The organism is Acidobacteriota bacterium (assembly GCA_028875725.1).
GTDB lineage: Bacteria > Acidobacteriota > Thermoanaerobaculia > Multivoradales > Multivoraceae > Multivorans.
On the sequence record JAPPCR010000015.1, the window covers coordinates 541,398 to 553,847 of the forward strand.

Annotated in this window: 11 protein-coding genes; 6 read left to right on the forward strand and 5 right to left on the reverse strand. The window is 67.6% G+C overall.

What is annotated here, in order from left to right; genetic code table 11:
- The first annotated feature begins 2 nt into the window (after positions 1-2).
- On the forward strand, positions 3-2,075 hold the full coding sequence (locus tag OXI49_13750; protein MDE2691577.1) for a PQQ-binding-like beta-propeller repeat protein: 2,073 nt from the start codon (positions 3-5) through the stop codon (positions 2,073-2,075).
- Here the strand turns inward: OXI49_13750 and OXI49_13755 are convergent.
- The 3 genes from OXI49_13755 to OXI49_13765 are packed head-to-tail and all read right to left on the reverse strand — an operon-like array spanning position 2,043 to position 4,156.
- Complete coding sequence (locus OXI49_13755; protein MDE2691578.1) at positions 2,043-3,152, reverse strand: ZIP family metal transporter; 1,110 nt, start codon at positions 3,150-3,152, stop codon at positions 2,043-2,045. The two genes, OXI49_13750 and OXI49_13755, sit on opposite strands and share 33 nt — an antisense overlap.
- 37 nt (positions 3,153-3,189) lie before the next feature.
- Positions 3,190-3,900 (reverse strand): glutathione S-transferase family protein, encoded by a 711-nt coding sequence (locus tag OXI49_13760; GenBank protein MDE2691579.1) that lies wholly within the window; start codon positions 3,898-3,900, stop codon positions 3,190-3,192.
- A gap of 46 nt (positions 3,901-3,946) precedes the next feature.
- On the reverse strand, positions 3,947-4,156 hold the full coding sequence (locus OXI49_13765) for a hypothetical protein (protein ID MDE2691580.1): 210 nt from the start codon (positions 4,154-4,156) through the stop codon (positions 3,947-3,949).
- A gap of 146 nt (positions 4,157-4,302) precedes the next feature.
- Here OXI49_13765 and OXI49_13770 point away from each other — a divergent pair, with 146 nt between their 5' ends.
- From OXI49_13770 to OXI49_13790, 5 genes are all read left to right on the forward strand, one after another.
- On the forward strand, positions 4,303-5,457 hold the full coding sequence (locus OXI49_13770; protein ID MDE2691581.1) for a hypothetical protein: 1,155 nt from the start codon (positions 4,303-4,305) through the stop codon (positions 5,455-5,457).
- Between the two features lie 19 nt (positions 5,458-5,476).
- Positions 5,477-6,322, forward strand: a complete 846-nt coding sequence (locus OXI49_13775; GenBank protein ID MDE2691582.1) for a DUF1295 domain-containing protein — start codon at positions 5,477-5,479, stop codon at positions 6,320-6,322.
- 45 nt (positions 6,323-6,367) lie between these two features.
- Complete coding sequence (locus OXI49_13780) at positions 6,368-7,663, forward strand: serine hydrolase (GenBank protein ID MDE2691583.1); 1,296 nt, start codon at positions 6,368-6,370, stop codon at positions 7,661-7,663.
- Between the two features lie 117 nt (positions 7,664-7,780).
- A complete protein-coding gene (locus tag OXI49_13785) occupies positions 7,781-9,373 on the forward strand; it encodes a sodium:solute symporter family protein (GenBank protein ID MDE2691584.1) in 1,593 nt (530 codons plus the stop codon).
- 49 nt (positions 9,374-9,422) lie between these two features.
- The gene (locus OXI49_13790; protein MDE2691585.1) at positions 9,423-10,487 is read left to right on the forward strand and encodes a hypothetical protein; all 1,065 of its coding nucleotides are present in this window, start codon (positions 9,423-9,425) and stop codon (positions 10,485-10,487) included.
- A 10-nt stretch (positions 10,488-10,497) separates the two neighbouring features.
- Here OXI49_13790 and OXI49_13795 read toward each other — a convergent pair whose 3' ends face one another.
- Together OXI49_13795 and OXI49_13800 are read right to left on the reverse strand one after the other, a co-directional pair.
- Positions 10,498-10,707: a hypothetical protein gene (locus OXI49_13795; protein ID MDE2691586.1), complete on the reverse strand. Its 210-nt coding sequence runs from the start codon at positions 10,705-10,707 to the stop codon at positions 10,498-10,500.
- A 108-nt stretch (positions 10,708-10,815) separates the two neighbouring features.
- Positions 10,816-12,444, reverse strand: a complete 1,629-nt coding sequence (locus OXI49_13800; protein MDE2691587.1) for an AbgT family transporter — start codon at positions 12,442-12,444, stop codon at positions 10,816-10,818.
- Between the last annotated feature and the right edge of the window lie 6 nt (positions 12,445-12,450).

Consider the following 12,450-nt stretch of genomic DNA (forward strand, 5'->3'; position numbering starts at 1 on the left):
GCATGAACTCGAACCATGTAGCCGGCGACGTGCGACTGGGGACCGCGGCGGCCGCCGCGGTCCTGGTGTTTCTGACCCTGCCGCCCGCGCACGGTCAGTCCGGCCCCCTGATCGAAGCGGTTACCGACGCTGAACTGGCCGCCACGCCGGACGGGGACTGGTTGAGCTTCCGCGGCAACCTGTCGGCCTGGGCCTACAGCGCGCTCGACGCGGTGAACACGGAGACGGTCGGCCAGCTCGATTTCGCCTGGGCCGCGCCGATGGAGGACGGCCCCAACGAAGCGACTCCTCTGGTGCGAGGCGGCATCGTCTACCTGCCGCAGACCGGAGACGTGATCCACGCCCTCGACGCGCGCACCGGCGACCTGATCTGGGAGTACCGCCGGGAGCACGACTACCTCGATCCCGAAGGCGCGGACCCCGCGCGGCGCTTCGGTCAGGGCCTGGGCCGGATCACGCGAAACATCGCGATCTGGCAGGACGGCCTCTTCGTCGCCACGATGGACGCCTTCATCATCCGGCTGGACGCGAACACCGGCGAGCTGGTCTGGGAGACCCGGGTCGGCGACAGCAGGATCGCCCACTCGTCCGGCCCGATCATCGCCGACGGCAAGGTGATCAGCGGGCGCTCCTGCAACATGTCCGTCGCCGGCGGCTGCTACCTCACAGCGCACGACGCGGTCGACGGCCGGGAGCTGTGGCGCTTCCACACGATCCCCCGGCCCGGCGAACCCGGGGACGAAACCTGGGGTGGCCTGCCGCTCGAGCGCCGGTTCCACGTCGGCGCCTGGCACGTCGGCTCGTACGACCCTGACCTCGGCCTCGTCTACTGGGGCACGTCGGTGCCCGCGCCGTCGCCGGAGGTCCTGCGCGGCAGCGGCGCCGGCTCGCTCCTCTACTCGAACAGCACCCTCGCGCTCCGTGCCGACACCGGCGAACTCGCCTGGTACTTCCAGCACCTGCCGCGGGACAACTGGGACCTCGACCACCCCTTCGAGCGCATCCTCGTCGACCTGGAGATGGAGCCGGACGACGAGGCAGCCTGGTCCATCAATCCGACCCTCGAACGCGGCGACCGGCGGCGGGTGATGACCGGCTTCCCCGGCAAGACCGCCATCTTCTGGACCCTTGACCGGGAGACCGGCGAGTTCCTGTGGGCGCGGGAGACCGTCTTCCAGAACGTGATCACCCACATCGACCCGCACACCGGCACGGTCACGGTCAACGAGGAGGTCATCCCGAAGGCCCGGGACGAGGAGTACGGCGTCGTCTGCCCCGCCGCGAGCGGCGGCAAGGACTGGCCGACCGCGGCCTACAGCCCGTTGACCGAAGCCGTCTACGCGCCGCTCCAGGACGTCTGCATGTCGCCGACCATCACCGGTACCGGCGAAGGCCCGCCGCAGGGGTACGGGATCGCCTTCAACATGCGGTTGGCGCCGAACAAGACGACGGTCGGGCGGTTGGACGCGGTCTCCGCCCGCACCGGCGAATCCCTGTGGCGATTCGAGGAGCCGGCAGGGATGATGTCGGCGATGACCACGGGCGGCGGCGACCTCCTGAGCGGCCTGTTCAACCGTCTCGGCAACCTGAGAGCGCGTTCCGGCGCCAACATGCTCTACGCCTTCAAGCTGTCCGACAGCGCCGGCCGCGGCCCGATCGAACAGCCGGCCGTCGCGGCGGCGGCCGGCGAACCGCCGCCCATGGTCATGATCGACGCCCCCCTGCTCGAGGCGTCGGCGCCCTGCGCCACGTTCTCGGCCGAGCAGGCCGAACGCGGCGCCGCTCTCTACCAGGAAGAGTGTGCCGAGTGCCACGGACCGACGCTGCGGGGCGGCACCCAGGGCGCGGCGCTCGCAGGCCGCAGTTTCACGAGCTACTGGCAGAACCGCGCCGCCAGCGGCCTCTACCGGTCGATCCGCGAGACGATGCCGCAAGGTCGGGAGGGGACGATCGGGCCGGCGGCCTCGGCCGACCTCGTCGCGTTCCTTCTGCGCGAGAACGGCGCCGAGGCCACCAGCGAACTCGACTCCGACACTGGCGTGCTAGACGGCCAGCGCACCTGCTTCCGGCAGTAGCCCCCGTCTCCCGGGCGGCCCGACCGCCGACGCGTGGTCCTCGTGATCATGGTCGTCATGATCTTCGTGGCCGGCCTCGTCCTCGTCGTGGCCGGGCTCGTCGTGATCCCCGGCGCCCGCGTCCTCGTGATCATGGTCGTCGTGACCGGCCTCGTCATGGGCATCATGGTCGTGAGCCTCATGCAGCTCTTGCCCATGATCGTGGCCGTCATCGTGCGAATGGCCGAGGTGGGAATGCTGATGCCAGAGGCCCATCACCGCCATCATCCCGATTCCGATCACCACGAGTGCGATCTTGAGCCACCGGTCGCGGTCCTGCTCGGGCATCGGAACGTCGTCTTCACCCATCAGGGAGCTCCGAACGTACTGGGCGATCCGGTCCCGCTCCCTGGACATCTCCGTATCGAGCACGTCCATCACCGCCACGTAGATGAACGTGCCGGCGGCGATCGCGTTGAAGCCGCCTTCAAAGATCAGGGCTGTTCTGCCCTCGAACACGTGTCCCGCCACCGTGCCGAGCACGATCCCGATCGGCGTCATGACGGAGAAGAGCCACAGCGTCTGCCACAGCTTCCGGTTGCCCGCGGAGTGAGCGGTCACGATCAGGGCGAACGCGGCCGATCCCTTGTGGAACAGGATGCCCAGCATCACGACCAGCGCGGCCGCGGCTTCCGGCTGAAGTCCTAGAGCCATCCCGGCGATGATCGAGTGCACGGACAGGACGATGAGCAGGACGAAGGCGTAGAAGGGCGGCCTGGTCCGCTCCCCTTCCTGGCCCAGCATCGAGTTGCGGCCTTCGAGGACGACCCGGTCGATCAACAGCAGCAGACCGACTCCCAGCGCCGCGAGCAGTGGCGCCAGGGGATAGTCCACGAGGTTCCGGAGCGCTTCATCGGCTTCGGGCAGCAGGTGGACGAACCCGACACCGAGGAAGATCCCCCCAGCCAGCGCGTTGCCCAGGGAGAGGTACCGCCGGCTGGCCTGCTGCTTCGCGACGAGGATGGGGATCATGCCGCCGACGATGGCGATCCCGAAGATCGCCAGGCCGGCGATGATCTTGATGGCAAGCGGGGACATGGGATGCGCCCCCTCTATCCTCTCACCTCTCGACCGCTCAGGACGACCCGGCGAACGCCGCGTCGCCCTGAAGCGACGGCGGCAACAACTCCGGCCTGGTGAAGAAGTTCGCCTGCGCGGCGCGCACATAGGCCGGACGGGCGTTCAACCTGTCCCGGTAGGCGGCAAGCCGGGGGCCGATCGGCTCCTGGTAGGCAACCGCCCAGTCAAGGCAACTGCCGAGCAGGATGTCGACGCCCGTGAACTGGTCGCCGAGCAGGTACTGCCGCCCATCGGCGAACTCGAGTTCCGCCACCGCCGACTGCTTGGCGAAACCCTCGCTCGCGGCTTCTATCGCCGCCGGCGCCTCGCCGTAGAGGTAGGCGAGGTCGCGGTGCTTGCGGATCACGTAGAGCGTGTGGGCGTCGAGTTCCATCATCACGAAGAACGCCCACTGGTCGTACCGCGCCCGTTCCTCCGTTCCCGCCGCCGGCATCAGGCCGACCGGTTCGCCGTAGGTCACGGCCACGTAGTTCACGATCGCCGCGCTCTCGGCGAGGGTCAGCGCTCCGTCCTGGAGCAGCGGGATCTTCTGGCGCGGATTGAGCCTCGTGAACTCCTCCGTCTGCGTCTCGCCGGTCCGCGGCCCGATCGGCCGGTGCTCGTAGTCGAGCCCCAGCTCAGCCAGCACCCAGTGCGCGCGCAGCGTACGCGACGTGCTGCAGCCCCAGAGCACCAGGGATGGGGCCGAAGTTCGCTTGTCTGCCATGGCGGCAGAACGAGGATGTCAGAAACCCCGGGGGGATGGGAATCAGCTACCCCGACCGGGGCAGCGACGCGGCCAGCGAAACCCCCAGGCAGACCATGGCGAGAACGTAAAAGGCAATCGTCACGACATCCGCCAGCACGGGCACGTCGACCGGTCCGGACAGGGATCGCCGGCAGGCGGCTATCGGCAGGCCGGCGCCGATCAGGCCGAGTACGATCCAGCGCGCCCACGTCAGTCGAGAGTTCGGTTCCGCCATGGTTCCCAGTCCGCTTGTCGTGTCCTGATCTCGCGTGCCTCGCCGCGAGGCGAGGGGAGGATGTCACAGATCGCGCGGTTTCGCAGCTTCCCCGTGGCGGACGCTAGACTCATCGTCACGAACAGCCGATCAGACGGGAGGTCGAGATGCAGATCAGGCGACGGAGGTCTTCGTTCTGGAGGGTCTGGGGTACCGCGGTCATCTCGGTAGGTGCCCTCGTCGTGATTGCCGTGGCGGCGGCCCTGATGATGTTCGCGGCTTCCGCCGCGGACGCCCAGGAGATTCCGCGACGCCATGACGGCCGCCCCGACCTCTCGGGCACCTACGACATCGCCACCCTGACGCCGGCCCAGCGGCCTGAGCAGTTCGGCGACCGGCTCGAGCTGACGCCGGAGGAAGCCAAAGCGCTCGCCGAGCACTGGTCGACGAACTTCGACAAGGACCACGCACCGAGCGATCCGAACCGCGAGGCTCCGCCGAAGGGCGGCACCGGCATCTACGCGCCCGAGTTCACCGGCGCGGCGGGCAAGGTCGGCGGCTACAACGCCTTCTTCGTCGACATCGGCACGGGCGCCTTCACGCTCGACGGCAAGTACCGCACGTCGATCATCACGGACCCGCCGGACGGCCGCTATCCGTCGCTCAGCGAGCATGGACAGGAAAGGAGCAATCGGCTGGCTCCCTTCCGCCACGAGAACACGGGCACGGCCTGGTGGCTCGACCTTCCGGTCGGCCCCTACGACGATCACGAACTACGGCCCCTCGCCGAACGCTGCATCCTCACGCGCGGCGCTTCCGGGCCGCCGTCCATGCCGGGGATGTACAACAACCTGAAGACGATCGTGCAGACGGACACCCACGTGATGATCCTGATCGAGTGGATGCACGATGTGCGGATCATCCGGCTCGACTCCGAACATCTGCCCGACACGATCCGCAAGTGGAGCGGCGACTCGATCGGCTGGTGGGAGGGCGACACCCTGGTCGTCGAGACGACGAACTTCCGGGAGATTCCCGGCTCGGTCACGCGGGGTTCGCGCGACATGCGGGTAACGGAGCAGTTCAGCCGCATCGACGCCGGGAACCTGAGCTACAAGTTCACGGTCGACGATCCCGCCTACGAAACGGCCTGGAGCGGCGAGTACCCGTGGCCCGCGACCTCGCACAAGCTCTACGAATACGCCTGCCACGAAGGGAACTACGCCTTCGGCAACATCATGCGGGGCGCGCGGCTGCTGGAGCGGGAGGCGATCGAGCAGAGCGCGTCGGGCGCCTCGACCGGTTCCGGGTCCGGCGACTGAGGCCGGGAGAGCGATCCCCATGCCGGACGTCAACTTCATTCCCCACCCGCTCGTCGGCACGCCGATGGGCGCTGCGCTCGACCTGTACGTGATCCTGGCGATCCTGTGCTGGCTCAGCTCGGTCATCACCCGCGAGTACTCCTGGGTGGACCGCCTCTGGTCGATCTGCCCGCCCGTCTACTGCCTGATCGTGGCCTTCTCCACGGACTTCGAGTTCTCGCGAGTCAACGTGATGACCCTCCTCGTGCTGCTCTGGGGACTACGCCTCACCTTCAACTTCGCCCGCAAGGGGGGCTACTGGAAGGGCGGCGAGGACTACCGCTGGGCCACCGTCAGGGAGCGCTTCGGCCCCGTCGCCATCCAGGTGATGAACGCGACGTTCATCGCGCCCGGCCAGATGCTGCTGATCTGGTGGTTCACGTCGCCGATCCACGCGGCCTGGGAGGCGGGGGACACGCCGCTGGGCGGACTCGACTTCGTGGCCGCCGGGCTGTTCCTTCTCCTGCTGATCGGCGAGACCGTCGCCGACGAGCAGATGTGGGCCTTCCAGCAGGACAAGAAACGCCGGGTCGCGGCCGGCGAGGAAGTCGCTCAACCGTTCATGAATCGCGGCCTCTTCCGAATCTGCCGCCATCCGAACTACCTGTGCGAGATGGGCATGTGGTGCGCTTTCTACCTGTTCGCCGTCGCGGCGTCGGGCGAGTGGCTCCACTGGACCGGTTTCGGCTGCCTGGGACTGATCGGCCTCGTCGTGGGGTCGATACCGCTCGCGGAGTCCATCTCGGCCGCCAGGTATCCGTCGTACCCGGAGTACAAGGCCTCCACCCCCTGCCTCATTCCGGGCTTGCGCCTCGGCAAACCGTAGTACTCTCGCCGACGCTCCGCTCAACCCCGCAAGGAGGAACCACGCGTGATCCGATTGCGTCCTCGGGGGCAGTACGCCCCGCTCGCCACCGCCGCCGCTGCCCTGCTGCTGGCGGTCTTCGTTCTCGCGCCGGCGTTCGCCGCCGAGCCCAAACTCCAGCACGCCAAGCCGGCCGACGTCGGCATGGACCCGGCCGGCCTCGAGAAGCTCAACGAAGCGATGCACGGCATGGTCGACGGCGGCCAGCTCGCCGGCGTCGTCACGATGGTCTCGCGCAAGGGGAAGGTCGTCCACTTCGACGCCTACGGCAAGCGCGACATCGAGAACGGGCTCCCGGTCGAGAAGGACACGATCTTCCGCATCTACTCGATGACCAAGCCGATCATCGGGGTCGCGCTGATGACCTACTACGACGAGGGCCGATTCACCCTGGACGACCCGGTGTCGAAGTTCATCCCCGAGTTCGCCGACCTCAAGGTGGCGAAGGAGGACGGACCGGACGGCATGCCGATCACCGAGGACGCCGACCATCCGATGACGATGCGGGAGCTGATGAGCCACACGGCGGGCCTGACCTACGGGCTGTTCTCCCAGTCCCAGGTGGACACGCTCTACGTGAATGCGAACGTCCTCGACTTCAACCAGACGCTCAAGGACATGATCGACAAGCTGGCGAAGATCCCCCTCCGCCAGCAGCCGGGATCGCTGTGGCACTACAGCGTCGCGGTCGACGTCCAGGGCTACGTGCTTGAGGTCCTGGCCGACAAGCCTCTCGATGAGGTCCTGAACGAGCGCCTGTTCGGCCCGCTCGGGATGACGAACACCGCCTTCTGGGTCGAGCCCGGCAAGGCGGACCGGTTCTCGCACATGTACGCGACGAACGAGGGCAAGCTGGCGAAGGTCGAGTTCGGTCAGTACCTCCAGAAGCCCAATCTCCTCTCGGGCGGCGGCGGCCTCGTCTCCACCGCCGCGGACTACATGCGTTTCGCCCAGATGCTTGCCAACGGCGGCGAACTCGGCGGCATCCGCATCCTGAAGCCGGAGACGGTGAAGCTGATGCACACCGACCACCTGCCGGCGAGCGTCACCGACATGGGGCCGATCTACCGGGGCAACCGCTTCGGCCTCGACTTCTCGATCGTCACCGATCCGAACCCGGCGACCGACCACGAGCGCGCCAAGGGCGAGTACTGGTGGTACGGAATCGGTGGCACCTGGTTCGGCATCAACCCGGTGCAGGACCTGGTCGTGGTCGGCATGATCCAGAGCCGCGACTTCGGCGCCTCGGCGAGGGCCCGCTTCACCAGCAAGCGACTCGCGTACGAAGCGATCGTCGACTGACGTGCGCCCTGGCCTTGCGGAGAATCTCCGGTCGCGAGCGACCGGATGCCGGCGGGGGCGCCGGCGCACCCGGTAGGCCACACACGGGACGACTGAGGAGTTGAGGAGGAAAGGGATATGAGTCTGTTTGCCTGGTCGTGGATGTTCCTCGTCCTCTACATCGTCGGCATGCTGACGTTCGGCTGGATCGCCAGCCGGCGGATCAGCAACGCGGACGACTTCGCCACCGCACGGAGCAGCTACGGCCCTTACTTCCTTGCCCTGGCGTTCGCTGCCACCACCGCCAGCGGGGCCACCTTCCTCGGCAGCCCCGGCCTCGGCTACGACTTCGGTATGGCCAGCGTCTGGGGCAAGTTCCTCTATCCGATGGGGGTCTACTTCGGGGTCCTGATTACGATCAGGCTGGTCGCGAATTCGGGCCACAAGTTCGGCAACCGCTCGATCCCGGAGTACCTCGGCGATCGCTACCGGAGCGACGGCGTCCGCCTGCTGGTCTCGATCTTCTCGCTTGTGCTGTTCTTCTACATCGCCGGACAGCTCGTGTCGGGGCTGGTCATGTTCGAGATCATGCTCGGCCTCGAACCGTTGACGGCCCTGATCATCACCTCCGGTGTTCTGCTGGTGTACGTCGTTCTCGGCGGCGCTCACGCCGACATCCTCACCGACGGCATCCAGGGAATGATGATGCTCGGCGTCGCGATCGTCGTCATCATCATGTTCCTGTTCGCATCCGGGATGGACGGCGGGCTCGGCGCATTGGTCGACAACCTGCGCGTGCAGGACCCGAACCTCGTCGGGCCGCTCAACAAGTCGAACTCGCTTTACGACTCCTGGTGGGCCATCGCCTGCGTCCTCTTCGCCCACATCCCGCTCGGCATGCTCCCGCACATCGGCAACAAGGTGTGGGCGCTCAGGAACGACGGCGACCGGATGCGCTTCGTCAAGCTTGCCTTCGCCGTCGGGCTGACGATGGGCATGCTCGGGCTCGGCGGCATCCTGGCCCGCGGCGTCCTGGGTACCGAGTTACTCGAGGCCGGCCGCAACGCGAACGAGGCGCTGCCGGCGCTGTTCATCGAACTGTTCCCGACCTGGCTCGCCGCCCTGATCGGCGTCGGCATCCTGGCCGCGATCATGTCGACCGCGGACGGGCTCGTCGTGTCGTCGTCCCAGATCGTCGCCAACGACATCTACCGCCGGTCGATCGTTCCCAAGTACTCACCCCACCTGAGCGACAAGGAAGTCGACCGCAAGGTGCTCGTGATCAGCCGCTGGAGCACGGTGGTCGTCCTGATCCTCTGCACCTGGATGGCCTGGGCGATGCAGGACATGAACATCGCGCTGCTCGTCTGGGTAGGCACCGGCGGCATGATGGCGGCCTTCGCCGGTCCCCTGGTCGTCGGCGGCCTGTGGCGCGGCGTTACCCTGGCCGGCGCCTACACGGGCCTCGTGAGCGGCATGCTGACCTTCGTTCTGCTGCGTAGCGGTCTGCCCTGGATGATCGTCGATCCCGGCTCGCTCGGCCCTCTGTCCGGCGTTGCGCAGTGGCTAGCGCACTACCAGATCAACCCGTACTCCTGCGCGGTGGTCGGCGAGGTCGTGTCCATCGCCGGGACGTACATCGTGTCGAAGCTGACGCAGCCACTGCCCGAAGCCCATGTCGAGCGGTTGTTCAGCGCGCCGGCCGAGACGGCGGAAGCTGCCGGCGGCTGAGCGCGGGCTACACTGGCCGACAACTCTCGACACGAAGAGGAGGGACGACATGCGTCGCCACCGAAGCGCTCACCTCCGTTTCCCGCGCAATCCGGCTCTCGCCGTAGCGCTGACGATCGCCGCGCTGCCGGCCGCGCTGCCGGCCCAGAACGCGCCCGGCTGGACTCCGCCGTTGGCAGCCGACGGCAAGCCCGACATCTCGGGAGTCTGGGACTTCCGCACGCTGACCCCGCTCCAGCGGCCGGAGGACCAGGAAGCAACGATCGACGAGGCCCGGGCCGGCGAGATAGAGGCGGCGGCCGTGGAACGCGCGCGCGTCGCCGATCTGCCCAGCGACCCCGAGGAGAGAAGGCTCGAGGCGGGCGGCGAAGTCGGCGGCTACAACAACTTCTGGTTCGACCGTGGCGCCAGGGTCGTCGAGGACCTCCGGACGTCGCTGATCATCGACCCGCCGAACGGCCGACTTCCTGACACTCTCCCCGACGTCAAGCGCCAGACGCGCGGTGACGACAAGCCGATCGACCGCCCGGTGCGACTTCGGGTCGGCGGCATCGGCCTCGACAGCTACGAGGATCGCGGACTGGCCGAGCGCTGCATCCTCGGCTTCAACGTGGGGCCGCCGATCACGCCGGGCGGCTACAACCAGAACATCCAGATCTTCCAGTCCGCCAACCATGTGGCGATCCTGAACGAGATGGTCCATGACACCCGCATCGTGCCTCTCGACGGGCGCCCTCACCTTCCTGACTCGGTGCGCCAGTGGATGGGCGACTCCCGCGGTCGTTGGGAAGGAGACACCCTGGTGGTCGAGACGAGGAACTTCAGCGACCTGGTGTCGAGCTTCAGCGGCAGCGTGGCCGGCTCCGTGGGCGACGCCTACGAAATGCACGTCACGGAGAGGTTCCGACGCGTCGACGAGGACACGCTGATGTACGAGTACACGGTGAACGACCCGGCGACCTTCACCCGGCCCTTCACCGCCCGCCTGCTGATGAAGAAAGGTGAGGCGCTGTACGAGTACGCCTGCCACGAGGGCAACTACGGCCTGTACAACATCCTTTCCGGCGCCCGCGCCAAGGAGGCCGAAGCCGTGGCGTCCGGCGGCGGCCCGTAGGCAGGCGGGGTCAGTCGTCCCAGTCGGGCAGCGGCTGCGGGCCCGGGACGATCCCCGCGATGTCCGGGTCCTCTCCGGTCGTGTTCTCCGGCGCCTCCAGGGCGGCCTGTTCCTTCTCGATCTTCCGCTGCGCGCGCCGTTCCAGCTTCTCCTGGCGCCTCTGGCGCTTGCGCATCTCTCGTTGACGTTTCGCGAAAGTGGTCGGACCAGGTCTGGCCATAGGCGATCTCCCCTCCTCCGCACCGACTCGCGCCGGGGCGGAACGAGTCATGGTAACAGGACCTTGACAGCGTGCCGGAGAGCGACCGCGAGCGAAGCCTGAGCCGGCTCAGGGCGTGTAGTAGGTCGGCGATCCGGGGCCGACCGGCAGGCCGAGCGCGAACACCCAAACGTAGAACAGCGTCACCCAGCCGATCAGGTAGGAGATCGAATACGGGATCATCGTCGCGATCAGGGTGCCGATTCCCAGCTTCCGGTCGTACCGCATCGCCACCGCCAGGATGAGGCCGAAGTAGCTCATCATCGGCGTGATGATGTTCGTCGTCGAGTCGCCGATCCGGTAGGCGGCCTGGATGACCTCAGGGCTGTAGCCGACCGTCATCAGCATCGGCACGAAGATGGGCGCCGTCACCGCCCACTGCGCAGACGCGCTGCCCAGCATCAGGTTGACGAAGCAGCACATCAGGATGAACGGTATGAACACGATCGGTCCGGTCAGGTCGAAGCGGGTCAGCAGGTCGGCGCCGACCACCGCCGTGATGGTCCCCAGGTTGGTCCAGTTGAAGAAGGAGACGAACTGGGCCGCGAAGAAGACGAGCACCATGTAGGGCCCGAGCGAACTCATCGCCCGGCCCATGCCGTCGATCACGTCGCGGTCGTTCCGGACGGACCCCGTGACCCGGCCGTAGACGATCGACGGCACGATGAAGAAGACGAAGATGAGGGAGACGACGCTCCGCAGCATCGGTCTCAGGTCGTCGATCAGGAGCGCGTTCGCCGCCGGATCGCGGAACCAGCCGTTCTCGGGCAGGGCCAGCAGCGCCAGCCCCCCGAGCATGACAAGGACGGTCACGCCCGCCAGCTTCAGACCCCGCTTCTCCTCCGGGGACAGCGTCTTCAGGCCATCCTCCGGATCCTCCAGGTCGTCCGCCGCCCGGCTCGGCTCGAACGCCCCCAGCTTGGGCTCGACGATCCGGGTCGTCACCAGGGTGCCGATCACCGTGATCATGAAGGTGCTGACCAACATGAAGAGGTAGTTCGCGGTGGCCGGGATCTCGTTCGCCGCACCCGGCGCGTAGGACGGATCGATGATGCGCGCCGCCTCGGTCGTGATCCCGGCGAGCAACGGATCGACGGTGCCGATCAGCACGTTCGCCGAGTAGCCACCAGAGACGCCGGCGAACGCGGCGGCCAGGCCGGCGAGCGGGTGGCGGCCCACCGACCGGAACACGACCGCCGCCAGCGGAATCAGCACGACATAGCCCATCTCCGACGCGGTGTTCGAGACGACCGAGGCAAAGACGACGACCGCGGTCAGCAGGTTCCGCGGCGCGCCCAGGACGAGCGCCCGCAGCAGCGCACCGAGCAGACCGGAACGTTCGGCGACACCAACCCCGAGCAAGGCGACGAGGACCGTGCCCAGCGGCGCGAACCCCGTGAAGTTCGTCACCAGGTTCATCGCGATCCGCCGCATACCCTCCGGGTTCATCAGGCTGACCGCGCGGATCATCCCGTCCTCGGAGCGGCCCGAAACGCCGGCGGGCCGCGGGTCCTCGACCTGCCAGTCGAGCAACTCCGCCATCCCCGAAACCAGCAGGATGAGCAGAGCCAGCACCGCGAACAGCGTGACCGGATGCGGCAGGAGGTTGCCGAGGAACTCGACGACGTTCAGAAAGCGGGAGAAGAGTCCCGGCCCCTTGCGCGCCCGCCTGTTCCGCCGCTTCGGAGCCTCGGCCATCCGGCG

What these genes read in the sequence shown, in the direction of transcription:
- OXI49_13770 (MDE2691581.1), top strand. Translation starts at nt 4,303, where the DNA reads ATGCAGATCAGGCGACGGAGGTCTTCGTTCTGGAGGGTCTGGGGTACC.
- OXI49_13790 (MDE2691585.1), top strand. Translation starts at nt 9,423, where the DNA reads ATGCGTCGCCACCGAAGCGCTCACCTCCGTTTCCCGCGCAATCCGGCT.
- OXI49_13795 (MDE2691586.1), bottom strand. Translation starts at nt 10,707, where the DNA reads ATGGCCAGACCTGGTCCGACCACTTTCGCGAAACGTCAACGAGAGATG.
- OXI49_13785 (MDE2691584.1), top strand. Translation starts at nt 7,781, where the DNA reads ATGAGTCTGTTTGCCTGGTCGTGGATGTTCCTCGTCCTCTACATCGTC.
- OXI49_13760 (MDE2691579.1), bottom strand. Translation starts at nt 3,900, where the DNA reads ATGGCAGACAAGCGAACTTCGGCCCCATCCCTGGTGCTCTGGGGCTGC.
- OXI49_13800 (MDE2691587.1), bottom strand. Translation starts at nt 12,444, where the DNA reads ATGGCCGAGGCTCCGAAGCGGCGGAACAGGCGGGCGCGCAAGGGGCCG.
- OXI49_13775 (MDE2691582.1), top strand. Translation starts at nt 5,477, where the DNA reads ATGCCGGACGTCAACTTCATTCCCCACCCGCTCGTCGGCACGCCGATG.
- OXI49_13765 (MDE2691580.1), bottom strand. Translation starts at nt 4,156, where the DNA reads ATGGCGGAACCGAACTCTCGACTGACGTGGGCGCGCTGGATCGTACTC.
- OXI49_13755 (MDE2691578.1), bottom strand. Translation starts at nt 3,152, where the DNA reads ATGTCCCCGCTTGCCATCAAGATCATCGCCGGCCTGGCGATCTTCGGG.
- OXI49_13750 (MDE2691577.1), top strand. Translation starts at nt 3, where the DNA reads ATGAACTCGAACCATGTAGCCGGCGACGTGCGACTGGGGACCGCGGCG.